Below are 23,054 nucleotides of genomic sequence, written 5' to 3'. Positions count from 1 at the left end.
AATCGTGCTTCGAGCGTTGGCTAACGTGCTGGCTTGCTGAGTGTCGAGGCGATACAGGCTCAGGCTTTCTTTGGCGACATCGATGCCAACGATGGGTGTTTGTATTGTCATGAGACGCTCCCGCGGACAAGATAAAACGACCTGTCGGGGACTCGCGTTTGGCGCAGGCTTGTAGATATGGTCGGTCTTGAGGGGCTACTCAAGCCGATGGATTCCTTATCGGCGCTTGTGATGAACGCGAGAGTGGGGGAATTCTCCTACCGTCTGGCTTGCAGAAGCGAGTTAAGTCTCTCCACCCCGACAGGCCCACCTTAAGACATACAAGCGAGCTTGCTCGCGATAAAGGCAGCGCGGTTTTACCGGGAGGTGGCATTGTCTGGAGTTTTTTCGCGAGCACGCTCGCTTCTACAGAGGCCACCCCCGTGTCTTGTAGAAAAACGCAGACAATAAAAAACGCCCCGAACCAGTCGGGGCGTCGATCGAGGATGCGCCTCGATTTACCGCGGGTTAACGAACGCCATCCTGACGCAGGGCCGCCGGGGTGAAGTCGCTGGTGGTGGCAGTGAAGCCGAAGTCATAGGCCGATTTCTCTTCGTTCTTCATGCCCAGTGCCAGGTAACGGCCGGACTGCAGGTCGTAGAGGGTTTCCAGGGCGTACCACGGCACTTGCTTGTCGTAGTAGTTCTCGGCATGCGCCTCGGCCACGCGCCACAGCTGGCCACGACCGTCGTAGTGGTCGATCACCGCGGCCTGCCAGGTGTCTTCATCGATGTAGAAGTCACGCTTGGCGTAGATATGGCGCTGACCTTCCTTCAGGGTCGCGACCACGTGCCAGACACGGCGCAGCTCGTAGCGCGCCAGGTCCTGGTTGATGTGGCCGGCCTTGATGATGTCGGCGTACTTCAGTTGCGGCGAGTCGAGCTTGTAGCTGTTGGAAGCGATGTACATCTCCTTCTTGCCTTCCAGCTTCCAGTCGTAGCGGTCCGGCGCACCGTTGTACATGTCGAGGTTGTCGGAAGTACGCAGACCGTCGGCGGCGGTACCCGGACCGTCATACGACACTTGCGGGGCGCGACGCACACGACGCTGGCCGGCGTTGTAGACCCAGGCCGAACGCGGTTCCTTCACCTGGTCGAGGGTTTCGTGCACCAGCAGCACACCACCGGCCAGACGTGCCGGCGCGGTCACTTTCTGCTTGAAGTAGAACAGGATGTTGCCCGGGTTCGCCGGATCGTAGTCCTTCATCTTGTCGCGGAACACGAACTGGTCCTGGAAGTACACCAGGCTGAACGAGCCATTGGCCTGTGGCGTCGCCTGGGTCACCAGACGGGTCACGCTGCCGCCGCGATAGCGGGTGATGTGGTTCCAGATGACTTCCACGCCGCTTTTCGGAATCGGGAACGGAATGGCGGTCTTGAAGTTTTCCAGGCCGTTGCCGCCGCTGACCAGGTTGGTCTTGGTGGCATTTTCCTTGATCGCGGCGAACACCTCGGCAGGCACCGTGGCACCACGATGAGTCGGATAGACCGGCATTTTGAAAGTTTCCGGGTAACGCTTGAACATCGCGTACTGCCCCGGCGCCAGCTTGTCCTTGTACTGCTCGACGTTCTGCGCGGTGATGGTGAACTGCGGCTGCTCGCTGGCGTACGGGTTGGACAGGAAACCCTTGCTATCCACACTGCCGGCGTTGGTCGGCAAGGCTTTCCAGGCCGGAATGGTGCCGGCTGAGTTACCGGCCATTTCCGCGCCCATCGGCGTCAGGGAGGTACCCAGCTTGGCCGCTTCATCGGCCGAGACCGCGGCCATGACCCCGGTCGCCAGCAGCGACAGCCCGAGGACACCGACCTGCAACAGACTCTTGGTTACTTTCATATTCTTGTTCTTCCTGAAAATGCAGTGCTTAGAAGTTCACGCCAAAACTGAGGGCCACGAAGTCGCGGTCATCCACGGTGGTGTACTTGCCGTCGAAGAAGTTGGTGTACGCCAGGCTCGCGGTGTAGGTGTTCTGGTACTCGGCATCCACGCCCAGGCTGATGGCCTTGCGACCTTCCTCGAAGTTGCCGCCAGGGCCAGGCGAGTAACCGCTGACGTCATGGGACCAGGCCACGTTCGGCTTGAGGTTCACACCGGCGAACACGTCGTTGTATTCCCAGATGGCACGACCGCGATAACCCCAGGAAGTCGAGGTGGTGAAACCGTCGTCGTTGCAGTTGCGGCTGCGATTGTTGGTCGCCGCGCCTGGACCCGCGCCGTTGATGGTGCTGGTGTTGAGGATCTGCGAGCAGGTGTCCAGGCTGCCGGTGGCAGGCAGTTCGCCCGGGCCATAGACCGGATCGCGGCCATAACGAACCTTGGAGGTGCTTTCCAGGCCGCCCACGTAGGTCAGGCCGACTTCACCAACCAGGGTCAGGCGGCTCGCGCCCATGACCTGATCGAAGAAGTGGGTGAAGGTGGTCTGGAGTTGGGTAATCTCTTTACGGCGATAGCCGTGCAGGTCCTGACCCGGGGAGCCGTCGAGCAACGAGGCATTGGCCAGGGTGCCGCCCAGGGGGCGAACACCGGCGAACAGGATATCGGTGGAGTTCAGCTGCACCGGAGCGTTCGGGCGATAGCTGATCTCACCGCTCCACGCGGTACCGGTAGGCAAGGTGGTGGAGAAGCTCAGGCCATAGAGGCGGATGTCCTCAGGGTACTCGACGAAGTACTCGGAGCTGCCCGCCACCACCAGTGGGCCCAAGGCGCGGAACGCTGGAGGCAAGGCCGCGACACGGTCGAAGACCGACTGCGGAGCACCGGTGGCGCTGAAGATCGGCGCACGGCTGTGGTAGTTCATGAAGTACGCGCCGAACTCGGTGTCGAGCGGCTCGTACATGTACTTGAAGGACACGCCCCACTGCCCGCTGTCCCGTGCATCGCGGTCCGGTCCGCGACGCACCAGCACGCCTTCCTGATTGACGTCGACGCCCGCGGCGGCCAGTGGCCCCAGGGCAATCGACGGAATGGTCGAGCGCTTGTTCAACACGCGCAGGTTGTCGCTGCAACCGTCGGCGATGATGTCCGGCTGGGAGAAGAAGGTGCCGCAGTTGTCGACGACGGTCTGGTCCCACTCCAGCTGATAGAAGGCTTCGGCCGAGAGGTTGTCGGTCAGGCTCTGGGAAACGTAGAACATGTTGACCGGGATCAGGCCTTCCTTGATCTCCGCGCCAGGGCGGCGGAAAGCCGATACGTCGATCGGGTTGATCGAGTTGATGCCGCCGCCGATGAAGGTACTTTCACCCCAGCTCACGACTTGCTTGCCCAAGCGCACGGAACCCGGCTCCTCGGCGATCGAGTAGTTGTGATAGATGAAGGCGTCGAGGATCTGCCCACCGGAGGACTTGGCGCCTTCCTTGCGGTTGCTGTCGCTGATGTCCTTGAACTCGCGGCTTTCGTCCTTGAGCTCGAAGTCATACCAGTACTTGCCACGGACGAAGACGCCGGTATCGCCGTATTTCAATTCAAGGTCGTGGATACCCTTGAAGATCTTGGAAAAGGTTTCGCCGCTTTTGAAGTTAGCGTGGCCATCGTCGGAGGTCTGGGACAGGCCATGGCCGCCGTTGTTGACACCAATCAGATTCTTGTTGGGGCTCTGGGTAGACCAGCTCGCACCCAGCGATAGAGAAGAGTCGAACTGACCTTCGATTTCACCGATGTTGAAACTGACGCCGAAGGCAGGTCCGGCGAGCGTAGAGGCGAGACTGACGGCCAGAGGCAGTTTCGCCCGGCGCCAGAACTGGTTTACTGATGTCATCGACGCTACTCCATGTGCTTTATTGTTATGGCAGTGAGCACTTTTAAAAACGCTCTGAACGGGCGGAACCCAGTCAGCCCCGAAGTCGTTCAAAGTTGCATCGCCCCATGTTGTGCGGTTGCCCCGTTCTTAAAAATCCTTGGGCGGACTATAGCCAGCAGGTGGTACGGCTTGATCCCTCTAAAGTGTGATTTGTAGCCTCCAACCACTCTGGAACGGTCCTTTCGCCAGTCCGGCAAATGCCGGCACGGCAAGGATGGCTGAAAATTCGGATTTGACAAGGCAAGCGCTTGCTTGGTGGGCTCTACCGTGCCCTTTCGGGCACGGTAGAGGGTGTTTATAGCGTCGAAAGAAAGGTGCTGTTGTTGGCCTGCCATTCGGTGATGTCGAGGCGGATGCGCTTCTTGTCGGGCTTGCCGACACTGGTCTTGGGAATTTCAGTAACAAGGGCGATCTGGCTGGGAATCGCCCACTTGCTCAAGTGCCCCTGTTCGACAAACGGCTTGAGATGTTCCTTGAGCTCCTTGGCCTCGATCGCATGCCCTTCACGGACCACCAGCAAGGCAAACGGGCGCTCGCCCCACTGCGGATCGGGAATACCCACCACTGCTACTTCGCGTACCGCCGGGTGGCGGCTGATCAGGTCTTCCAGGGCCAGGGACGATACCCACTCGCCTCCGGTCTTGATCACATCCTTGATCCGGTCGCGAATATCGATCACGCCCATGCCGTCGAGAGTCGCCACGTCGCCGGTGTGCAGCCAGCCGCCTTCCCACAGCTCCGCGCCCTTCTGCGGTTCGTTGAAATAGCCTTCGGTCAGCCAGGGTGCGCGCAGCACCAGCTCACCCTGGGTCTCGCCATCGGCCGGCAGGAAGTTGCCGTCGCCATCGACAATCGCCGCCTCCACCAGAGGTCCGGGCACGCCGGCCTTGATCCGGTAGGTAGTGCGCTCATCCTCGGTGCCCGCCAGCAGTTCTTCGTTGAGGTGGGCACAGGACACCAGCGGCCCGGTTTCCGACATGCCGTAGGCCGCCGTCAGCTGAATGCCCTTGGCCTTGGAGGCCTCGTACAGCGCACGGTTGAGCGCGCTGCCGCCGATGACGATCTTCCAGCCGCCGAAATCCGTGCCCTGGGCCGCCTTGGCATTGAGCAGCATCTGCAGGATGGTCGGCACGCAATGGGAGAAGGTGACCTTTTCCTTGCGCCACAGCTCCACCAGCAGCTCCGGGTCGTAACGGCCGGGATAGACCTGCTTGAGGCCGAGCATGGTCGCCACATAAGGCAGGCCCCAGGCATGCACATGGAACATCGGGGTAATGGGCATGTACACATCGCTGGTGCCCAGCAGGCGCACGCTGTCGATGCTGCCCATGATCACCGCCACGCCCATGGTGTGCAGCACCAGCTGGCGATGGGTGAAGTACACGCCCTTCGGATTGCCGGTGGTGCCTGTGGTGTAGAAGGTGGTGGCCACCGAGTTTTCGTCGAAATCCTCGAAAGCGTACTGGGTGCTGGCAGCCGCCAGAAGCTGCTCGTATTCGCCCACCAGGTTGGGCAGGTCGGCGCTCTTGTCCGGGCCGTCGGTCAGCAGCAGGGTTTTCTCCACCGTGCTCAGTTGCCCGGCGATCGCCTGGTAGAGCCCGACAAACTCGCTGTTGACCAGCACGAAGCGGTCCTCGGCGTGGTTCATGGTGTACAGGATCTGTTCCGGCGACAGACGCACGTTGATGGTGTGGATCACCGCACCGATCATCGGGATGGCGAACATGCACTCCAGATAGCGATGGCTGTCCCAGTCCATCACCGCCACGGTATCCCCGGCCTTGACCCCGGCAGCCGTCAACACGTTCGCCAGCCTGGCCACGCGCTCGATCAGGGTTGGGTAGCTGTAACGCAGTTTGTCCCGGTAGACGATTTCACGGGTCTTCTCGTAACGGGTGCCGGACATCAGCAGCCGCTTGATCAATAGCGGGTATTGGTAGGCGCCTTCGGCTGGCGGAATAACGCGAGTCTGCAACATAAGCATCCCTTTTCGTGACTGCACGGTCGTGGCTGAAGAACGCTCACTCTAGAGCGCCGCTGGCTCTGCCAAATCAGCCAAAGGAATGATTTGCAGAGCCGTACGAATGCTAGCTCCAAGCCAGCATTCGCGCGACCGTGGATTCACGCGAAGACACTCCTGTGCCCCCTCAAGCGGCCTGCCCCGCAGCGGCCTCCGCCGGGGTACGCGGGAAGATCAACGCGGCGGCGAAGGTCAGCGCAGCGAAACCGCTCAGGATCAGATACAGCCCGGCCAGCCCCTGGCGCGGTTCGACAAAGGCAATCAACGGAATCGCCGTGGCGCTCGCGCCAAACGACAGGCAATAGCGCAAGGCAAACACCCGGGACTGCCACTGCGGGGCAACGAAGTTGGCGACCATGGCATCGTTCACCGTGACCTGCCCGAACACCACGAACATAAAGGCCGCTCCCAGGACGATGACCGACCAGCCCTCGACCTCGGCCAGGCCGAACAGCAGCGGCGCCTGGCACAGGGTCAAGAAGATAAAGGGCCATTTCAGACTGAAGCGATGCAGCACCCGGCCAATGCTCAGTTGCGCCACAGCGCCGAAGGCATACGCCAGACTGACCACCAGGCCCAGGGTCTGCGGCGAAGCGAACAGGTCCTGCAGGCGCTCCTGGAACAGCTTCGGGTAGGTCATGGTGGTGGCGTTGAACACCACCCCACCGGTCGCGGTTGCCAGGGCCAGGACGCCAAACACCATGGCCATGGAAATACGCTGGCCGTCCGCGCCCTTGAGCCGCACATGAGGCCGTGCCGGGATGGCTTCTTCACGCACCTGCCAGGCAAACCCCAGGCCCAGGGCAATCGCCACCACGCCCGGCAGGATGAACGCCGAACGCCAGCCGAAATGCGCCACCAGCAGCCCGGTGATCAGTGCCGAAAAGGCCACGCCGAGATTGCCCCACATGCCGTTGATGCCGATCTCCCGCCCGCGGTTCTGCGCATAGGCCACCAGCATCGCCGTGCCCACCGGGTGGTAGATCGCGGCAAACACCCCCATCAGCGTCAGGCCGACCACCAGCATCGTCGGGCTGCTGCTCAGGCCGGTGAAAATCGCCGAGGCGCCGATACCGAAGAAGAACAGCAGCATCATCTGTCGCCGGCTCCAGTGGTCGCCCAGCCAGCCGGCCGGTAGCGAACAGGCGCCGAAGGCAATGAAGCCACCCAGGGAAAGTCCGATCAGCGCGGCATAGTCCAGGTCGAAGGCCCGGGTCATCCCGAGCACGGCGGCGGGGAAGATCAGCATGAACATGTGATCGATCACATGGGCGGCGTTGATGTAGCGGATTACGTTTCGAGACTGATTCATGACGGCACACTGTTTCGTTGTAGGTATGCCGTTATGCTAGGTTGGCTACAAAACGTACTCCTGACAATAAAGTCATCGGATCGGACATGTTAATCAGCCACTTTCAGCACGGCCCGGTCAGCGCCTATCCACGCGATTATCTCGACGGCGCCCACCAGGAGTTGCACCGGCATCGCGAGGCGCAACTGCTGTACGCGGTGTGCGGGACCATGCGCGTGGTAACGGCCCAGGGCGCATGGGTCTTGCCACCGACCCGCGCGGTGTGGATTCCGCCCCTGGTGGAACATGAAATCTTCATGGCCGGCGATGTGCACATGCGTTCGCTGTTCATCGCCCCCGAGCTATCGCCGCCCTCGTTGCAGCAATGTTGCGTGCTGGCGGTCACGCCGCTGCTGCGCGAACTGATCCTGCGGGCCGTGCAGGGTCGCGAACTCGCGGAAAACCCACTGATCCAGCAACTGATGCTGGAAGAAGTCGCCCGCCTGGAGAACCTGCCGCTGCATATCCCCATGCCCCGCGACCGGCGCCTGCAAGCCATTTGCCAGGCGCTGCTGCAGATGCCGGATCATGCCAATACCCTGGAAGACTGGGCGCAGCAGGTCGGCGCCAGTTCACGAACGCTGGCGCGGCTGTTTCAGCAGGAATTGCACATGAGCTTCAATGCCTGGCGCCAGCAACTGCGCCTGATGGAAGCCCTGCCACGCTTGATCGCCGGCGAGAGCCTGCAGCAAGTGGCGACGGCCTTGGGTTATGGCAGCGCCCGGGCCTTCAGCGCGATGTTCTGCCGCTTGCTCGGCCACCCTCCGCGGGAATACCTCGGCGCCCTGAATCAGTTCAAGGCGCTAGGCCCCATCACTTAGCCCCGTGTGCAGGCCCGTGCGGCTGCAAATGCTGTTGCAGGTAGTGGCGCAGGCGTTTTTCCACGTCGCGGTTTTGCGGCCGGGGCAACCCGGCCGGCCATTCGCCACGCGCCAGCGCGCGAATCGGCGCCTGCTGGCTCATGCCTCGGCGCTGGATCTGGCGCAGCCCCTGATCCCACCAGACATGGCGGCAAGCCTCGACATAGGGCGAGATCGGACCGCCGCTGCCATACAGCAGGTCGCGTCCGACTTTTTGCATGTCCTTGTTCTGCCGCCTCAAGTAGAACTTGATCCGCGAGCGCTGAAACAGCGACGGCAAGGGTTTACGCCGTGGGACCTCGCGCTGCATGCGCAGCAACTCCGGCCGGAAGGCTTCGCCATGGCGCTGGAAGAACAGCGCTTGCATGGCGTGGAAGAAGTCCTTGTCGGAGAAGTAGTGATAGATGCAACTCTTGCTCTCGCCCACGGATTGACCGCGCAAGGCAAATGACAAGGCGATCTGTTCCAGGGTGTGCAGGTCCTTGATGTGGGCGCTCCACTCGTCAATCAAGGCAATCGAGGCTTGCATCAGCGGACCATCGCCGGCCGTCAGGCCACAAACCCCGCTGTTGAACAGACGCTGGTCGTCGGCTACCGACTGACCGCTGGCCTGCAGGTAGCGGTCGAGTTTGACGAACTCGGGGCGGGTACGGACCTCGGACCAGAGAAACTCGTCTTCATCGATCAGGTACTGGCCGGGGGCGATGCGATCGAACAGCCGCTGCGGGTCGGCCTCGAACAAGGTGTCGGTATCGACAAACAGAGTCTTGTCCGCCAGCGCGAGGCCTTCGGCAAAGGCACAGGCCTTGCGCCGGTGGTAGTAGCCCTGGTCACCCTGCCACTCGACCAGCGTTTGCTCACTCAATGGCACCACTTGCACCGGCCAGCCGCGGTAATCCTCGGGGCGGTCGGTCATGACTCGAATCACCAGCGGCTCGGCACTCTTGCTCTGGTCGAGGGCCGTCAGAATGCTGAATTTCGCTTCATGGCGATAAACCTCTTTGCCGCCATAAACCAGATAGAGCAACTGCTGCGGTACTTTTTGTATCGTCATCAAGCGTCCGGTCTCGCGCGCTCTCCGGACGGTCAAGGGGCTCGACCTGCCGGAGTGGCATAAAAGCGGACGATTGTACGATTAATCCCAATTAAGGATCAGAAATATCCGATAAACCTGGACGAGAAAGACCGCCTCAATGCATCTCGGTAAAGGCCAGCTTCACCCCGATGGCGATCAGCACCGCGCCCATGGTGCGGTCGAACCAGTGGCCCATGCGGGCAAAACCGGCGCGGACTTTCTGCTGGCTGAACAGCAGCGCCACCAGGCAGAACCAGATAGCCGTCGCCACCGCCAGGTACACGCCATAACCGGCCTGGATGGCCAGGGGCGTGTGCGGATTGATGACCACGGTGAACAGCGACAGGAAAAACAGCGTCGCTTTCGGGTTCAGGCCGTTGGTCACGAAGCCGGAAGTGAAGGCACCGCGCGCGGTGCGCTCGCCAGCTTCCAGGTGCAGATTCTCGGTAGCGGGCTTCGCCGGCTGCGCCCGCAGGGCCTTGTAGCCGATGTACAGCAGGTAAGCGGCGGCGGCCCATTTCAGCGCGTTGAAGAGCACGATCGACTGCGACACGATCAGGCCGATACCCAGCAGCGAATACCCCACGTGCAGGAAGATCGCGGTGCCGACGCCCAAGGCGGTCCAGGTGCCGGCGCGGCGACCGTGGGTCACGCTTTCGCGTACCACGACGGCGAAATCCGGGCCCGGGCTGGCCACTGCGAGCAGGTGAATAAGGGCGACGGTCAAGAACTCGGCGAGGTACATGGACACTCCTGTGTTTCTAATTATTTCATCTGTTAGGCTCGGCAGATTACGCCTTCAGACCCTCGTGCAAAAGGTACAGTTGATGACTAACAATCGCCGCGCCGTCTTCCTCGACCACAGCTCCCTGGACCTCGGCGACCTCGACCTCAGCACGCTGCGCCACAGCTTCGACGAACTGCAACTGCATGACCGGACCAGCCCCGAACAGGTGGTCGAGCACCTGCAGGGAGCCCAGGTGGCGATCAGCAACAAAGTGCTGCTCAATGCCGAATCCCTGGCCGCCTGCCCCGAACTGAAACTGATCCTGGTGGCGGCCACCGGCACCAACAATGTCGATCTGGCCGCCGCCCGCGCCCAGGGCATCACCGTCGCCAACTGCCAGGGCTACGGCACGCCATCGGTGGCCCAGCACACCCTCATGCTGCTGCTTAACCTCGCCACCCGCCTCGGCGATTACCGCCAGGCGGTCAGCGACGGTCGCTGGCAGCAGGCGCGGCAGTTCTGCCTGCTGGACTTCCCGATCGTCGAACTGCAAGGCAAGACCCTGGGTCTGCTGGGCCATGGTGAGCTGGGTGGCGCCGTCGCCCGCCTGGCCGAAGCCTTTGGCATGCGCGTGCTGCTGGGGCAGATTCCCGGCCGCCCGGCCCGTCCTGATCGTTTACCGCTGGATGAACTACTGCCGCAAGTCGATGCGCTGACCTTGCACTGCCCACTCAACGAACACACCCGGCACTTTATCGGCGCCCGGGAGCTGGCCCTGCTCAAGCCCCAGGCCTTCGTGGTCAACACCGCCCGTGGCGGCCTGATCGACGAGCAGGCCCTGGCCGACGCCCTGCGCCGCGGTCACCTGGGCGGCGCGGCCACCGACGTGTTGAGCGTCGAGCCACCGACCGCTGGCAACCCGCTGCTGGCCCATGACATCCCGCGGCTGATCGTGACCCCACACAACGCCTGGGGCAGCCGCGAAGCCCGGCAGCGCATCGTTGGCCAGCTGGCGGAAAACGCCCAGGCGTTTTTCAGCGGTACAGCGCTGCGGGTCGTCAGTTGATAAACTGCGCCACTTTTTTCCCAGGAGCAGATTATGGATCCGCGCAGTGAAGTACTGCTTCGTCAGGCTGACTTGTTTCAAGGCTCGCTGCTGCTGGCCGGCCTGCCCGCCGATGACCTGCTCGGCCGCCTGCCGGGCGCCCATGGCTGGTGCTGGCACGCCGGCGATCAGGCCGCCCTGGATGCGCGCTTCGCCGGGCGCAGCCACTTCGGCGTGACGGCCCCCGAGCAAGCCTTTGCCAACGCCGTGCTGTTCCTGCCCAAGTCCAAGGAACTGACCGACTACCTGCTCAACGCCCTCGCCTCGCGCCTGGCCGGGCGCGAGCTGTACCTGGTCGGGGAAAAACGCAGCGGCATCGAACGCGCGGCCAAGCAGCTCAACCCCTTCGGCAAACCGCGCAAGCTCGACAGCGCGCGGCACTGCCAGCTGTGGCAAGTGACGGTAGATAACGCGCCACAAGCCGTCAGCCTGGAAAGCCTTGCCCAGGAATATGAACTGCCGTTGGCCGAAGGGCCGCTGAAAGTGGTCAGCCTGCCGGGGGTGTTCAGCCATGGTCGCCTGGATCGCGGCAGCGCCCTGTTGCTGGAACACCTGGACAAACTGCCCAGCGGCCACCTGCTGGATTTCGGTTGCGGCGCCGGGGTTCTGGGCGCGGCGATCAAACGTCGCTACCCACATAACAATGTGACCCTGCTGGATGTCGATGCCTTCGCCGCTGCCAGCAGTCGCCTGACCCTGGCCGCCAATGGCCTGGAAGCCGAGGTCCTGACCGGTGACGGCATCGATGCCGCGCCCATGGGCTTGAACACCATCCTGACCAATCCGCCGTTCCATGTCGGGGTCCACACGGACTACCAGGCAACAGAGAACCTGCTGCGAAAAGCAGCCAAACATCTGAAAACAGGGGGTGAACTTCGGCTGGTGGCCAACAGCTTCCTGCGTTATCAACCGCTGATCGAAGAGCATCTGGGCCCTTGTTCGATCAAGGCCGAAGGCCAGGGTTTTCGCATCTACAGCGCCAAGCGCGGCTGAAAACCTTTTTGCAAAAGAACGCTTGCCGAATGGATTTTGCCTAGGCAGAATCCGCTCCGTCCTAGGGGAGTAGTCTCCCGCGAGCGCCACGCTCGCCCGGCATGCGTCAACATACTTGATCCTCAGATCATGGCGCATGCGACCCAAGAGTCCGCACAGACGGACCGCAGGGTTTGACAAGACCTATGACACGCACACCTTACCCGGGGCGGGAAGGCTGTACGTGTCATAGCCGTGTCGACCCGCCCCTTAGGAATGCCCTGATGCTGGATTCTCTACTGGTTCCCACCGCGATCGTTGCCTTGGCCGAAATCGGCGACAAGACGCAACTGCTTGCCCTCATTCTCGCCGCGCGCTTTCGCAAACCCTGGCCGATCATCGCCGGCATCGTCGCCGCGACCCTGGCCAACCATGCGGCAGCCGGTGCGGTAGGCGCCTGGTTCGGCAGCTTCTTCTCGGACGCGACCTTGCACTGGATCCTCGCCGCGAGCTTTACCGCGACCGCGCTCTGGACCTTGGTGCCGGACAAGATGGACGACGACGAAGCCAGCACCGCCCGCAAGTTCGGCCCCTTCCTGACCACGCTGATCGCGTTCTTCCTCGCTGAAATCGGCGACAAGACCCAGATCGCCACCGTCATGCTCGCGGCGCAATACCCGGAACTGTGGCTGGTCATCATCGGCACCACCGCCGGCATGCTGATCGCCAACGTCCCGGTGGTACTGGCCGGCAACTTCGCGGCGGAGAAACTGCCCCTAACCCTGATCCGCCGCCTCGCGGCTTCGGCGTTCTTCATCCTGGCCATTGTCGCGGTGTACAAGGCCATGCAAAGCAGCGGCTGGTTGTAAGCACACCCTCAGCAGGCACGCCTCCAGGCAAACCTGCGAGCACAAAAAAGCCCCGAACCAGTCGGGGCTTTCTTTTGCAGGGGGCCGGCTTGTTCACGCCCCTGTCGTCAACAACGACGCCTGACGATCAGGGCCTCTTGGCCTGCTGGTACAACGGCATCACCTTCGGAATCGCCGCTTCCAACGAGGAAATACGACTGCTGGACGCCGGGTGAGTACTGAGGAATTCAGGTGGCGCACCTTCCGAAGCCTTGCTCATCTTGTTCCACAGGGTGATGGCCGCGTTCGGGTTGTAGCCGGCGCGGGCCGCCAGTTCCAGGCCGATCAGGTCGGCTTCGTTTTCATTGCCGCGACTGTTGGGCAGGGTCATCAACAGGTTGACCCCGTTGTCGCCCACGGCGACCGCTTCCTGCGGCGCGCCGGCGATCAGGGCTATCTGCTTCAGTGCACTGACACCGTAGGCCTTAGACATCGCTTCACGACCGTGCTCGCGCAAGGCGTGAGCGATTTCATGCCCCATGACCGCGGCGATTTCATCGTCGGTCAGCTGCAACTTGTCGATGATCCCAGTGTAGAAAATGATCTTGCCGCCAGGGCCGCAGTTGGCGTTGAGCTCATCGTTCTTGATCAGGTTGACTTCCCAATTCCACTGCGCGGAATCCGGGCGGAACACCGGGGCCTGGGCAATCAGCCGGTTAGCGATCGCCTGGAGGCGCCTGGCATTGGCACTGGACTTGTCCAGCACGTTCTTGCTGCTCGCCTCGCCGATCGTCTGTTGATAGGACTGCGCGTAGGACTGGTTGACCTCATCGGTCGACAGCATGCTGAACATGTACTGCTTGCGATCGACGCCGACAGCGCCACCGCTGGTGGTGTTGACCGACTGGCAACCCGACAGCAGCAACGCAGCGGTGAGTGCACCCAAAACCTGCTTCTTACTCATGAAAACGCTCCCTGAAAACATGGCGCGTATCCTAGGCTCAGTTGTGTATCGACGCCAGATACAACGGACGTGTAGCACGCTGTTTTCAGATACCGCGCCGTAGGAAAAAATTCACAGAGACCTCCCCGCCGCGCCCGACAACGGCCGGCAGCTGTCCATTTGCGACATGCCAGCCTACAAAACGGTCATTTTTCCGATCCTCGCTCATGGTCGGCGAGGGCCTTGCCGATACAACGGGGCAGACGTCATTTCTGCGTCCGGAGCCCTTATGAAATTCAAGTCGATCCAGTTTTCCGTGGCCGCCCTGGCCGGCGCCATCGTCCTCAGCGTGGTCGTTGCCCTGGTGCTGTACGCCCTGTTCGCCGGCGCCCGGACCCAGGAGATGGTGCAGCAGCAAACCCAGGCTCAGTTCGAGCAAGTCATCGAGCAGCGACTGGTCGGCCTGGCGCAGACCCAGGTCAGCCAGATCCAGCGTGAACTCGAGGCCCCCCTGCTGATCGCCGGCGGGCTGGTGCGGGTCAACGCGCTGATCGGCAGCAAGGGCGCGGACGGCAATCCACAGCTCAATCTCAGCCGCGAGCAGCTGATCAACCTGATCAAGGAAAACGTCGCGCAGAACCCGAAGATTCTCGGTGCCTATATAGGCTGGGAAAAGAACGCCATCGACCATAACGACAGCGCCTATGTCGACACCAAGGTGGTGGGTATCGATGCCAGCAACGGGCGCTTCCTGCCGTGGTGGTTCCGCAACGAAGACGGCAGCCTGGGCCTGGACAAACTGGTGGACGTGGACGACCAGAAAGTCCTGTCCACTGGCGTGCGTGCCAGCGAGTACTACCTGTGCTCCAAGGAAAGCCGGAAATCCTGCGTGATCGACCCAGCGCCGTACAAGGTCGGCGACAAGATCGTCATGCTCGCCTCCTTTATTGAGCCCATCCTGCTCGACGGGGCCTTCCAGGGCATAGTCGGCGCCGACCTGTCGGTGAACTTCATCCAGGACATGCTCCTGGGCGCCAACCGGCAACTCTATAACGGCGTGGGCGAAATGGCCCTGATCGGTGGCAATGGCCGGCTGGTGGCCTACACCAAGGACCCGAGCAAGTTCGGCGAAAAGGTCAGCGACATTCTCGACAGCGAAGAAGTCGCCAAGCTGGGCAACCTCAAGCGCGGCGAAGTGAACTACAACGTCGATCAAGCCAACGGACGGATCGAGCTGTACCTGCCGTTCGGCATTGGCCAGACCGACGCCCGCTGGACCCTGATGCTGCAACTGCCGCTGGACGCTGTCATGGCCGACCTGCAGAAACTGCAGAACGACCTGGCCGAACAACGCAAGGCCGACACCTTCGGCATGGCCATGGTCGGCCTGATCATCGCCGGCCTCGGCCTGCTGGTGATCTGGCTGGTGGGCCACGGCATCGCCCGTCCGCTCAAACAAATGGTGGCCATGCTCGACGATATCGCCCAGGGCGAAGGCGACCTGACCCGCCGCCTGAGCAGCGACCGCGCCGACGAACTGGGCTCGATCGCCAAGGGCTTCAATACCTTCCTGGCCAAGCTGCAGGCAATGATCAGCCAGGTGGTGACCTCGGTGCAGAGCGTCAGCGACTCCTCCGAACACACCGCCGATATCGCCATTCGCACCAACCAGGGCGTGCACAAGCAGATGGCCGAGATCGACCAGGTGGCCACCGCCGTGCATGAAATGACCGCCACCGCCCAGGACGTGGCCCGCAACGCGACCCAGGCCGCGCAAGCCGCCAACCATGCCGACCAGGCCGCCAGCCAGGGCATGCGGATCGTGCGCGACACCTCGACCGCCATCGGCGCCCTGGCCGTGGAAATCGGCCGGGCGGTGGGTGTCGTGCAGACCCTGGCCAAGGACAGCGAGAACATCAACGCAATCCTGATCGCCATTCGCGGCATCGCCGAACAGACCAACCTGCTGGCCCTCAACGCCGCCATCGAAGCCGCCCGCGCCGGCGAACAGGGCCGCGGCTTTGCCGTGGTGGCCGATGAAGTGCGCAACCTGGCGCAGAAGACCCAGCAGGCGACCGAAGAAATCCAGTCGATGATCCAGCAACTGCAGCAAGGCACCCGCGATGTGGTGCGGGTCATGGAGGACAGCCAGAACCGCACCGACGAAAGCGTGCAGCACGCGGCGAAAGCGGCCGAAGCCCTGGAAACCATCACTCAGGCGGTGTCGGTGATCAACGACATGAACACCCAGATCGCCAGCGCCGCCGAAGAGCAAAGTGCGGTCGCCGAGGACATCAACCGCAACGTGATCAATATCGGCCAGGTGGCCAACGAAGTGGCGGGCGGCGCCGACGAGTCCAGCGCGGCCAGCGCCGGCCTGACCAAGCTGGCCGAGCAGCAGCGGCGCCTGATCAATCAGTTCAAGGTGTAAGCCACTGCAACCGGCCGCAAAGCAGGCGTGGCCCGTACTAACGCTGGAGGTCCTGCGGACCTTGCGCAGCCTTCAGCAGCGGCTACAGGGATTGCGGCGCGATTCAGGAGCCCGACACGGGCTCTGTAGCCGCTGCCGCAGGCTGCGATCGAGCTGGACGGCACTCCGTGCGAAGCGCTCGCCGAATCAGGCCACGCGATTCAGGGACGGCGTCAACCCGGGGTCAGGCATTCCGGGGCGTTGAGCTTCGGATCGTTCACCAGGTTGGCCAGCACCCGCTCGCGCAAGGCGGCCGGTGGACTGGCCAGCAAGGCTTGCAGCACCGGCAACGGTGTATCGGGGTCGAGCCAGGCTTCCTGACCCTGGGCATCGAGAATCAATGGCCGACGCTGGCTGGCCGCCGGCTGGGTGACCACCGCGGTGCTCAGCCAGACCTGTTCCTGCACCGGATAGGCTTCCCAGATCGCCGCGAAGAACAGCGACGAACCCTCCCCCGGCGTCAGCCAGTACGGGCGTTTGCGGGTGCCGCCGCGCCATTCGTAAAAACCGTTGGCCGGCAGCAGGCAGCGGCGCTGGCGAAAGGCTTCGCGGAACATCGGCTGTTCGGCCAGGGTTTCGGCACGGGCATGGGCCGGGGTGCGCGACAGATCGGTCAGCCAGGGCGGCGTCAGCCCCCAGCGGGCACGGGCAAGGTTGCGCTGGCCGTCGCTGCTGCGCAGGATCAGCACCGAATCGTTGGGCGAAATGTTCCACTGCGCCTGCTGGTCCGCCGGAAATCCGGGCAAGGCGGCAAACGCTTGGTTCCAGCGAAACAGGGCATAACGTCCACACATGGGGCAAACAACTCTCGGAAAATCGGCGGCCAGCCTAACAGATCAGCACGCCGGCATGATTGGCCGGCTCGTCGCCGGGCATCGGCAGCGCGGCATTGTACGCGGCGATCAGCTCCCGAGCGTATTGCGCCTGGTCGTTATCCACCGCCAGCCCAAGGAGGCCGAACATGGGCAACTCCCCGGTACCGCCAAGCAAATCCCGCCCCACCAGATGCGCCTCGACCCCCTCGCTGGCCAGCATGCCCTGGAGCAACTCCGCCTCCAGCAGGTTTTCCGGTTCGTAGATTCGCTGCATAAAGCCCCCGTCACTCGTTTTCGCTGCGCACGTCGAGCATCCACTCCTGACCGTCGGTCTGCAGGGTGAACACAATGGGCCGACAACAGACCGGACAATCCTCGATGTACTGCTGATCGCCCCCGGACAGGTCCAGTACAGCCTCGGCCTCTTCGCCACAGTAGGGACATTGATAGCGCTCGGTTTCCAGCATCGCGGCCTCCGGAGTGACTTGTGCGTATAATCGCCGGTCTATTTGCAGGGCTATTGAGATCTGAGCTTACTTTTCAGACCGCGCCCGGCTATTTTTCGATCCAAACCTTTTCTTACCTAGCCGTTTCCAACAAGAGAGCATGATGGGCGAATTCGATGCCATCCGACCTTACGACGACAGTGAAGTACCAGCGGTGCTGGCTCGACTGCTCGGCGACAAGGCGTTTCTAGATATCCTCACCCACTTCCGCTTCCCGCGTTTTGCCGGCGCTTTCGGCTGGCTGCTCAAACCCCTTATAGCTCATCGGCTGCGCCGTGAGTTCGCCGCGGTCACGTCGGTGGCGACCCTGCAGGACAAGGTCGAGTTCTACGTCGACCACACCATCGAACGGGCCACCGACGGCGTGACCTACACCGGGGTCGAGCAGTTCAAGTCCGGCAGCGCCTACCTGTTCATCGCCAACCACCGCGACATCGTGATGGACCCGGCCTTCGTTAATTACGCGGTGTACCACGCCGGATTGCCAACCCCGCGCATCGCCATCGGCGACAACCTGCTGCAGAAGCCTTTCGTCAGCGACCTGATGCGTCTGAACAAGAGCTTCATCGTGCACCGTTCGATCACCGGTCGCCGGGAAAAGATGGCCGCCTACCAGTTGCTGTCGGCCTACATCAACCACTCGATCCGCAACGATTGCGCGTCGATCTGGATCGCCCAGGCCGAAGGCCGGGCCAAGGACGGCGACGATCGTACCGAGTCGGCGATCCTCAAGATGTTCCACATGAGCCGCAAGGACGAGCCGTTCGGCGAAGTCATCCAGTCGCTGAACCTGACCCCGGTGTCGATCAGCTACGAATACGACCCTTGCGATCAGGCCAAGGCCCGCGAGCTGTATATCCGCGCCACCACCGGCAGCTACACCAAGGCCCCGGGCGAGGACGACATCAGCATCGCCAAGGGCATCACCGGCTATAAAGGCCGGGTCCACGTGAACTTCGCCGCGCCGATCAGCGAGTTGTTCGAGGACACCAAGCAATTGGCGGTGGAGATGGACCGGCAGATCCTCGGCGGCTATCGCCTGTTCCCGGTGCATTACCTGGCCTACGCCCAGTGGAGCGATGCCGACCCGGCGTTGCAGGTTCCGAGCGCGGCCCAGGTGTTCCCGGCGGACGAACTGGCCAAGGCCCAGGAAGAGTGGCAACGGCGCCTGGACGCCTGCCCGGAGGAACATCGCCCGTACCTGGTGCTGCAGTATGCGACGCCGGTGCGCAATCAGTATCGGGTCAAGGCGGGACTGGCATTGCCATAACGCTCACCGCACACGACAACGGCGCCAGAAGGCGCCGTTGTCGTTTGTGCAATGTGTGCCGGGAAACGATGCCGATCGCCAGCTTGCTCGCGAGAGCGGCCTCGGCTTTCAGAATCGGGTGCTGATCCAGGACACCAGCAACGCCAGCCCCAGGCAGGCAAAACCGAAGCGGTAGAAGAACCGGTTCATGCGCAAGGTCGCGTCGTCCAACGCCTGCGCCGGCAGATCCTGGGAGCGGGATTGGCCCTGGGCGGCCAGATTGGCCAGCGCACGCTGCTCACGACGTCGGGTGGCGTGCAACAACCAGCTACCGGGAAAGGCGAACAGCAAGGCAAGAATATTGATCAGCTTGGCGGGGTGGGCGCTGAACAGCGACCAGATCAGTTGCAGCGACATCACGAACCTCGAATGAAACCGGATAACGAGCCCTGGCGGCTCGCGGCGCGGATTTTACCCAAAGGCCCACTTTCTGCCTGGGCTTTCCGACAGATAACAAGCCGCCTGCCGGTTAATTCGCCCTGTCATACGTTCGTCATACAAACAGGCCAGTCTGGCGCCCCTCGAAACCGACACGGAGCTTGTCATGCTGCACGCAGAAAACCAGGACCGCCTCTACCTGATCGCCCCCAGCGACGAACAGGAAGCCTTGGTCGGCGCCCTGGCCTTCAACGTCCAGGACCGCCACTGGCTGGTGTATTGCGCCCTCGGCGGGCACCAGCATGCCGATCTGCCGGAAACCGACCTGCTGACAGGCGTCAGCGTGCTGGATTTTTACGTCGAGGCGGCGTGACTTCTGGCCTGACAGGAATCAACAGGAAATAAAAAAGCCCGGTTTCCAATGGAAACCGGGCTTTTTTGTGTAGGGAGCTCAAGGCGTCAAGCAAGGCCCTTCGGGCCTTATCGTCCGAACGCGGCCCGAGCCTGCGGCAGCGGCTACACAAGGCTCACATTATTCGCCGAGAATCTGGCCGATGCTCGGATCCTTGAACAGACGGGTCAAGGCGTCGCTGAGTACGTCGCTGACCAGCTTGGTATTGGTTTCCTGGTTCGGCGCCATGCCGAAACGCTGGTCCAGGGACGCACCGTAGCGACCGCTGTAGCGGCGGTTGGCGTTCTGCACATCGGAACGGAAGGTCGCGCCGATGGTGGCCTCGGTCACGTACAGGCCTTCCTTGGGCGACTGATACTTCAGCTCGGCCAGGGTCACGGTCAGTTGCGGAGCGTTCAGCGCATTGGCGGTCGGGGTAAAGCCCAGCAGGCGTACCGCGGCTTCGGCCTGGGCCTGCAGCTTCGGCAGGATCTGCGCGCCCTGGACGGTAATCGCGCTGGTTTCAGGGTACAGCCCGCCGCGGGTACCCAGGATTGGCGACGGACGGCCATCGACCACTTTCACGACCACGGGCTGGCCATGGCCGACCGGCGCGAGCTGAGTGGTGAGCTTCGGTTCCGGGCTGAGTTGTTGCGGGCTATGGGCGCAACCAGCCAGCGTCAAACTGGTCACAGTGATCAAACCGAACAACAGGCGTTGCAACATGCTCATTTCTCCAGAAATCAGGCACAGACAGGCGCGCAGTATAGCGGGGGTCAGCGGCCGCTAACCAGCGGCCCGGCGCGAGTCAGTCAGCTCTCATACAGGTTCGGTACCAGGCGCTTGCTGTAACCTCCCCGTCACGAGCGTTACATGGCCATGTAACGCCCGGGCGGCATTCTTCATCGCAACTGCCCAACAGGTACATCGCCATGCATTTCCTCTGGTCCTTGTTCGCTCCGCGCCAGAAATACCGCAGCTTCGCCAAGCTCGACCCGCAGGGCCGCTGCCAGGCTTTCAAGCACTGCAAAGTGCCGCCAATGGGCGACGGCTGGGTGGAAATCGAGGAAATCCGTCTCAACTGGTTGCACCAGCCGCTACCCGCCAGCGCCCGCGTCAGCCCACGCATTGCCCGCGCCCGGGTGCAACCGATGATGGCCGCCTGACCAAAAGCCTAATAAAAGTCATTAAACAGGATCATTTCTGCGCGTTTCTTCGTTACAATCTGCCCCCGATTATAAGGACGTCTCCTGATCGGGCCTCGCAGCATCGCTGATGCATCAGCTTCAGCTCCCCGCATTGCCCACAGAGAGCCGCCCACACAGATCGAGTGAAGCCGGCGTGCTTGCTGTTCATCTTGCAACCCACCGCTTTTCGCGCATCTGCAGAGCTGCCATTGCTCGGCCACTAAGCTGTTCGCCCGTTAATGCCACGTGCTCCATGTCGGCATTCACCCCTCGGGCCGGTGCCAGGCTTGGACAGCCCTTTTTTGAGGTTCACGTCTTCAAAAGAGCGTGAAAAAACGGGTTTTCACAACTTCACAAGAGTGTGGCGAGCAAATGAATAGTTTTGCGTCTGTACTGGCACCATTAGCGTCTACAACAGCCCGATTACACAGGACCGAGCACGCCTCAGATACTTGCGCTTGAAGCCTGTCCGCTACGGATTTGGTTGCACAAACGGACTCTTGACCATAAGTCGAATTGCCCGCCCTGCCCTGAAATGCGTTCATACGCGGATCAGGCCCGGTTGGTAGCGTCCGTCGAAGTTGCGAAAAATTGCGAAGATTCGGACATGGCGATCCTGGCCATGAGTGACCCGGGGCATAACGTGAACCGCCCCTTACTCCTGGCAGCTATGCCGTCAATTTGGTGCTGCAGATTTTGGAGACGCGTTAATGGCGCATAACGAAGCAGTAGACGTCGTATTGGTTGGGGCCGGCATCATGAGTGCCACCCTCGCTGTACTGCTCAAGGAGCTCGACCCCGCGATCAAGCTGGAAGTCGTCGAGCTGATGGATTCGGGTGCCGCGGAAAGCTCCAACCCGTGGAACAACGCCGGTACCGGCCACGCCGGCCTCTGTGAGCTGAACTACACGCCACAGGCCGCCGACGGTTCCATCGATATCAAGAAAGCCGTGCACATCAACACCCAGTTCGAGGTGTCGAAGCAATTCTGGTCCTACCTGACCAAGAAAGGCACCTTCGGCTCGTCCAAGTCCTTTATCAGCCCGGTGCCGCACCTGAGCTTCGTCCAGGGCGACAGCGGTGTGTCCTTCCTGAAGAAGCGCTTTGAAGTGCTGAGCAAGCACCACGCTTTCGCGGACATGGAATACACCGAAGACAAGGCCAAGATGGCCGAGTGGATGCCGCTGATGATGCCGGGGCGCGCGGCTGATGAAGTCCTCGCCGCCACCCGTGTGATCAACGGCACCGACGTCAACTTCGGCGCCCTGACCAACCAGTTGCTCAAGCACCTGACCAGCGCACCCGATGCCCAGGTCAAGTACTGCAAGCGCGTGACCGGCCTGAAACGCAACAAGGACAACGGCTGGACTGTCAGCATCAAGGACGTCAACAGCGGCAACACCCGTGAAGTCGACGCCAAGTTCGTGTTCCTCGGCGCTGGTGGCGCGGCACTGCCGCTGCTGCAAGCCTCGGGCATCGAGGAAAGCAAAGGCTTCGGCGGCTTCCCGATCAGCGGCCAGTGGCTGCGTTGCGATAACCCGGAAGTGGTCAAGCATCACCAGGCCAAGGTCTACAGCCAGGCCGCGGTCGGTTCGCCACCGATGTCCGTGCCGCACCTGGACACTCGCGTGGTCGATGGCAAGAAGTCCCTGCTGTTCGGGCCATACGCCGGCTTCACCACCAAGTTCCTCAAGCACGGTTCGTTCATGGACCTGCCGATGTCGGTTCGCGCCGGCAATATCGGCCCGATGCTGGCCGTGGCCAAGAACAATATGGACCTGACCAAGTACCTGGTCAGCGAAGTGATGCAATCCATGGAGCAGCGCCTGGAATCCCTGCGCCGCTTCTACCCGGAGGCCAAGGCCGAAGACTGGCGCCTGGAAGTGGCCGGCCAGCGGGTGCAGATCATCAAGAAGGATCCGAAGAAAGGCGGCGTGCTGCAGTTTGGTACCGAGCTGGTCGCGGCCAAGGACGGCTCCCTCGCCGCCCTGCTCGGCGCTTCGCCAGGCGCTTCGGTGACCGTCTCGATCATGCTGGAACTGATCGAGCGCTGCTTCCCGGCCAAGGCCAGCGGCGAATGGGCCAGCAAGCTCAAGGAAATCTTCCCGGCCCGTGAAAAGGCCCTGGAAACCGACGCCGCGCTGTACCGCAAGATCAACAGCGAGAACAACGTCAGCCTGGAGCTGGTCGAACAGAGCAGCGAAGCCGAAAGCTACGCTTAAGCCGCGCTCATGAAAAACGCCCCGCTCTCTTGGAGAACGGGGC

General features: G+C 62.1%; 21 protein-coding genes and 1 riboswitch. Of the genes, 9 read left to right on the top strand and 12 right to left on the bottom strand.

The features are described from left to right. Window positions 1-507: 507 nt before the first annotated feature. The 4 genes from CRO75_RS27525 to CRO75_RS27510 all read right to left on the bottom strand — a co-directional run bounded on the left by CRO75_RS27525 (window position 508) and on the right by CRO75_RS27510 (window position 7,164). On the bottom strand, window positions 508-1,872 hold the full coding sequence (locus tag CRO75_RS27525; protein ID WP_038575930.1) for a DUF1329 domain-containing protein: 1,365 nt from the start codon (window positions 1,870-1,872) through the stop codon (window positions 508-510). Between the two features lie 28 nt (window positions 1,873-1,900). Beyond that, complete coding sequence (locus tag CRO75_RS27520) at window positions 1,901-3,790, bottom strand: DUF1302 domain-containing protein (RefSeq protein WP_097139467.1); 1,890 nt, start codon at window positions 3,788-3,790, stop codon at window positions 1,901-1,903. Window positions 3,791-4,127: 337 nt separating this feature from the next. Further along, complete coding sequence (locus CRO75_RS27515) at window positions 4,128-5,810, bottom strand: fatty acid--CoA ligase (protein ID WP_097139465.1); 1,683 nt, start codon at window positions 5,808-5,810, stop codon at window positions 4,128-4,130. Window positions 5,811-5,979: 169 nt separating this feature from the next. Then, window positions 5,980-7,164 carry an MFS transporter gene (locus tag CRO75_RS27510; protein WP_009045536.1) on the bottom strand — a complete coding sequence of 395 codons (1,185 nt, stop codon included), beginning with the start codon at window positions 7,162-7,164 and terminating at the stop codon, window positions 5,980-5,982. 86 nt (window positions 7,165-7,250) lie between these two features. Between CRO75_RS27510 and CRO75_RS27505 the strand changes: the two genes are divergently transcribed. Further along, complete coding sequence (locus CRO75_RS27505) at window positions 7,251-8,024, top strand: helix-turn-helix transcriptional regulator (RefSeq protein WP_097139463.1); 774 nt, start codon at window positions 7,251-7,253, stop codon at window positions 8,022-8,024. On the opposite strand, the gene CRO75_RS27500 is transcribed toward CRO75_RS27505, so the two are convergent. Together CRO75_RS27500 and CRO75_RS27495 are read right to left on the bottom strand one after the other, a co-directional pair. Then, the gene (locus CRO75_RS27500; protein WP_097139461.1) at window positions 8,017-9,117 is read right to left on the bottom strand and encodes a hypothetical protein; all 1,101 of its coding nucleotides are present in this window, start codon (window positions 9,115-9,117) and stop codon (window positions 8,017-8,019) included. The genes CRO75_RS27505 and CRO75_RS27500 overlap by 8 nt on opposite strands. A gap of 136 nt (window positions 9,118-9,253) precedes the next feature. Next, the gene (locus CRO75_RS27495; RefSeq protein ID WP_062824670.1) at window positions 9,254-9,883 is read right to left on the bottom strand and encodes a LysE family transporter; all 630 of its coding nucleotides are present in this window, start codon (window positions 9,881-9,883) and stop codon (window positions 9,254-9,256) included. 82 nt (window positions 9,884-9,965) lie between these two features. Here CRO75_RS27495 and CRO75_RS27490 point away from each other — a divergent pair, with 82 nt between their 5' ends. The 3 genes from CRO75_RS27490 to CRO75_RS27480 all read left to right on the top strand — a co-directional run bounded on the left by CRO75_RS27490 (window position 9,966) and on the right by CRO75_RS27480 (window position 12,811). Continuing rightward, window positions 9,966-10,931: a 2-hydroxyacid dehydrogenase gene (locus CRO75_RS27490; RefSeq protein WP_097139459.1), complete on the top strand. Its 966-nt coding sequence runs from the start codon at window positions 9,966-9,968 to the stop codon at window positions 10,929-10,931. A 33-nt stretch (window positions 10,932-10,964) separates the two neighbouring features. After that, window positions 10,965-11,963: a class I SAM-dependent methyltransferase gene (locus CRO75_RS27485; RefSeq protein ID WP_053262582.1), complete on the top strand. Its 999-nt coding sequence runs from the start codon at window positions 10,965-10,967 to the stop codon at window positions 11,961-11,963. A gap of 52 nt (window positions 11,964-12,015) precedes the next feature. Next, a riboswitch (yybP-ykoY riboswitch) is annotated at window positions 12,016-12,137 on the top strand. Window positions 12,138-12,226: 89 nt separating this feature from the next. Next, window positions 12,227-12,811, top strand: coding sequence for a TMEM165/GDT1 family protein (locus CRO75_RS27480; protein WP_009045541.1), 585 nt, complete (start codon window positions 12,227-12,229; stop codon window positions 12,809-12,811). A gap of 127 nt (window positions 12,812-12,938) precedes the next feature. Here the strand turns inward: CRO75_RS27480 and CRO75_RS27475 are convergent, their stop codons facing one another. Continuing rightward, window positions 12,939-13,754 (bottom strand): M48 family metallopeptidase, encoded by an 816-nt coding sequence (locus CRO75_RS27475; protein ID WP_062824667.1) that lies wholly within the window; start codon window positions 13,752-13,754, stop codon window positions 12,939-12,941. A 268-nt stretch (window positions 13,755-14,022) separates the two neighbouring features. Between CRO75_RS27475 and CRO75_RS27470 the strand changes: the two genes are divergently transcribed. Continuing rightward, window positions 14,023-16,164: a methyl-accepting chemotaxis protein gene (locus tag CRO75_RS27470; RefSeq protein WP_097139457.1), complete on the top strand. Its 2,142-nt coding sequence runs from the start codon at window positions 14,023-14,025 to the stop codon at window positions 16,162-16,164. A 212-nt stretch (window positions 16,165-16,376) separates the two neighbouring features. Here the strand turns inward: CRO75_RS27470 and CRO75_RS27465 are convergent, their stop codons facing one another. From CRO75_RS27465 to CRO75_RS27455, 3 genes are read right to left on the bottom strand one after another with little or no spacing between them, the layout of a single operon-like run. Then, window positions 16,377-16,997, bottom strand: a complete 621-nt coding sequence (locus CRO75_RS27465; protein ID WP_009045543.1) for an SOS response-associated peptidase — start codon at window positions 16,995-16,997, stop codon at window positions 16,377-16,379. A gap of 34 nt (window positions 16,998-17,031) precedes the next feature. Beyond that, the gene (locus tag CRO75_RS27460; RefSeq protein WP_007928396.1) at window positions 17,032-17,292 is read right to left on the bottom strand and encodes a DUF2007 domain-containing protein; all 261 of its coding nucleotides are present in this window, start codon (window positions 17,290-17,292) and stop codon (window positions 17,032-17,034) included. 10 nt (window positions 17,293-17,302) lie between these two features. Continuing rightward, window positions 17,303-17,485, bottom strand: a complete 183-nt coding sequence (locus tag CRO75_RS27455; protein WP_007928395.1) for a CPXCG motif-containing cysteine-rich protein — start codon at window positions 17,483-17,485, stop codon at window positions 17,303-17,305. A 139-nt stretch (window positions 17,486-17,624) separates the two neighbouring features. Between CRO75_RS27455 and CRO75_RS27450 the strand changes: the two genes are divergently transcribed. Then, the gene (locus tag CRO75_RS27450) at window positions 17,625-18,794 is read left to right on the top strand and encodes a 1-acyl-sn-glycerol-3-phosphate acyltransferase (RefSeq protein ID WP_036997981.1); all 1,170 of its coding nucleotides are present in this window, start codon (window positions 17,625-17,627) and stop codon (window positions 18,792-18,794) included. A gap of 108 nt (window positions 18,795-18,902) precedes the next feature. Here the strand turns inward: CRO75_RS27450 and CRO75_RS27445 are convergent, their stop codons facing one another. Continuing rightward, a complete protein-coding gene (locus CRO75_RS27445) occupies window positions 18,903-19,190 on the bottom strand; it encodes a hypothetical protein (RefSeq protein ID WP_009045546.1) in 288 nt (95 codons plus the stop codon). Window positions 19,191-19,377: 187 nt separating this feature from the next. Between CRO75_RS27445 and CRO75_RS27440 the strand changes: the two genes are divergently transcribed. After that, a complete protein-coding gene (locus tag CRO75_RS27440; RefSeq protein ID WP_007928392.1) occupies window positions 19,378-19,584 on the top strand; it encodes a hypothetical protein in 207 nt (68 codons plus the stop codon). A gap of 159 nt (window positions 19,585-19,743) precedes the next feature. Here CRO75_RS27440 and CRO75_RS27435 read toward each other — a convergent pair whose 3' ends face one another. Beyond that, entirely contained in the window at window positions 19,744-20,328 is a 585-nt protein-coding gene (locus CRO75_RS27435; protein WP_097139456.1) for a YajG family lipoprotein, read from the bottom strand. Between the two features lie 206 nt (window positions 20,329-20,534). Here CRO75_RS27435 and CRO75_RS27430 point away from each other — a divergent pair, with 206 nt between their 5' ends. Then, entirely contained in the window at window positions 20,535-20,768 is a 234-nt protein-coding gene (locus CRO75_RS27430) for a hypothetical protein (protein ID WP_097139454.1), read from the top strand. A 731-nt stretch (window positions 20,769-21,499) separates the two neighbouring features. Continuing rightward, window positions 21,500-23,011 (top strand): malate dehydrogenase (quinone), encoded by a 1,512-nt coding sequence (mqo, locus tag CRO75_RS27425; RefSeq protein WP_097139452.1) that lies wholly within the window; start codon window positions 21,500-21,502, stop codon window positions 23,009-23,011. The last annotated feature ends 43 nt before the right edge of the window (window positions 23,012-23,054 follow it).

It is taken from the genome of Pseudomonas sp. LAMO17WK12:I10, from assembly GCF_900215185.1.
In the GTDB taxonomy this organism is placed as follows: domain Bacteria; phylum Pseudomonadota; class Gammaproteobacteria; order Pseudomonadales; family Pseudomonadaceae; genus Aquipseudomonas; species Aquipseudomonas chlororaphis.
The sequence above is the reverse complement of the archived record's forward strand: the minus strand, read 5'-3'. Positions and strand labels throughout refer to the sequence as shown.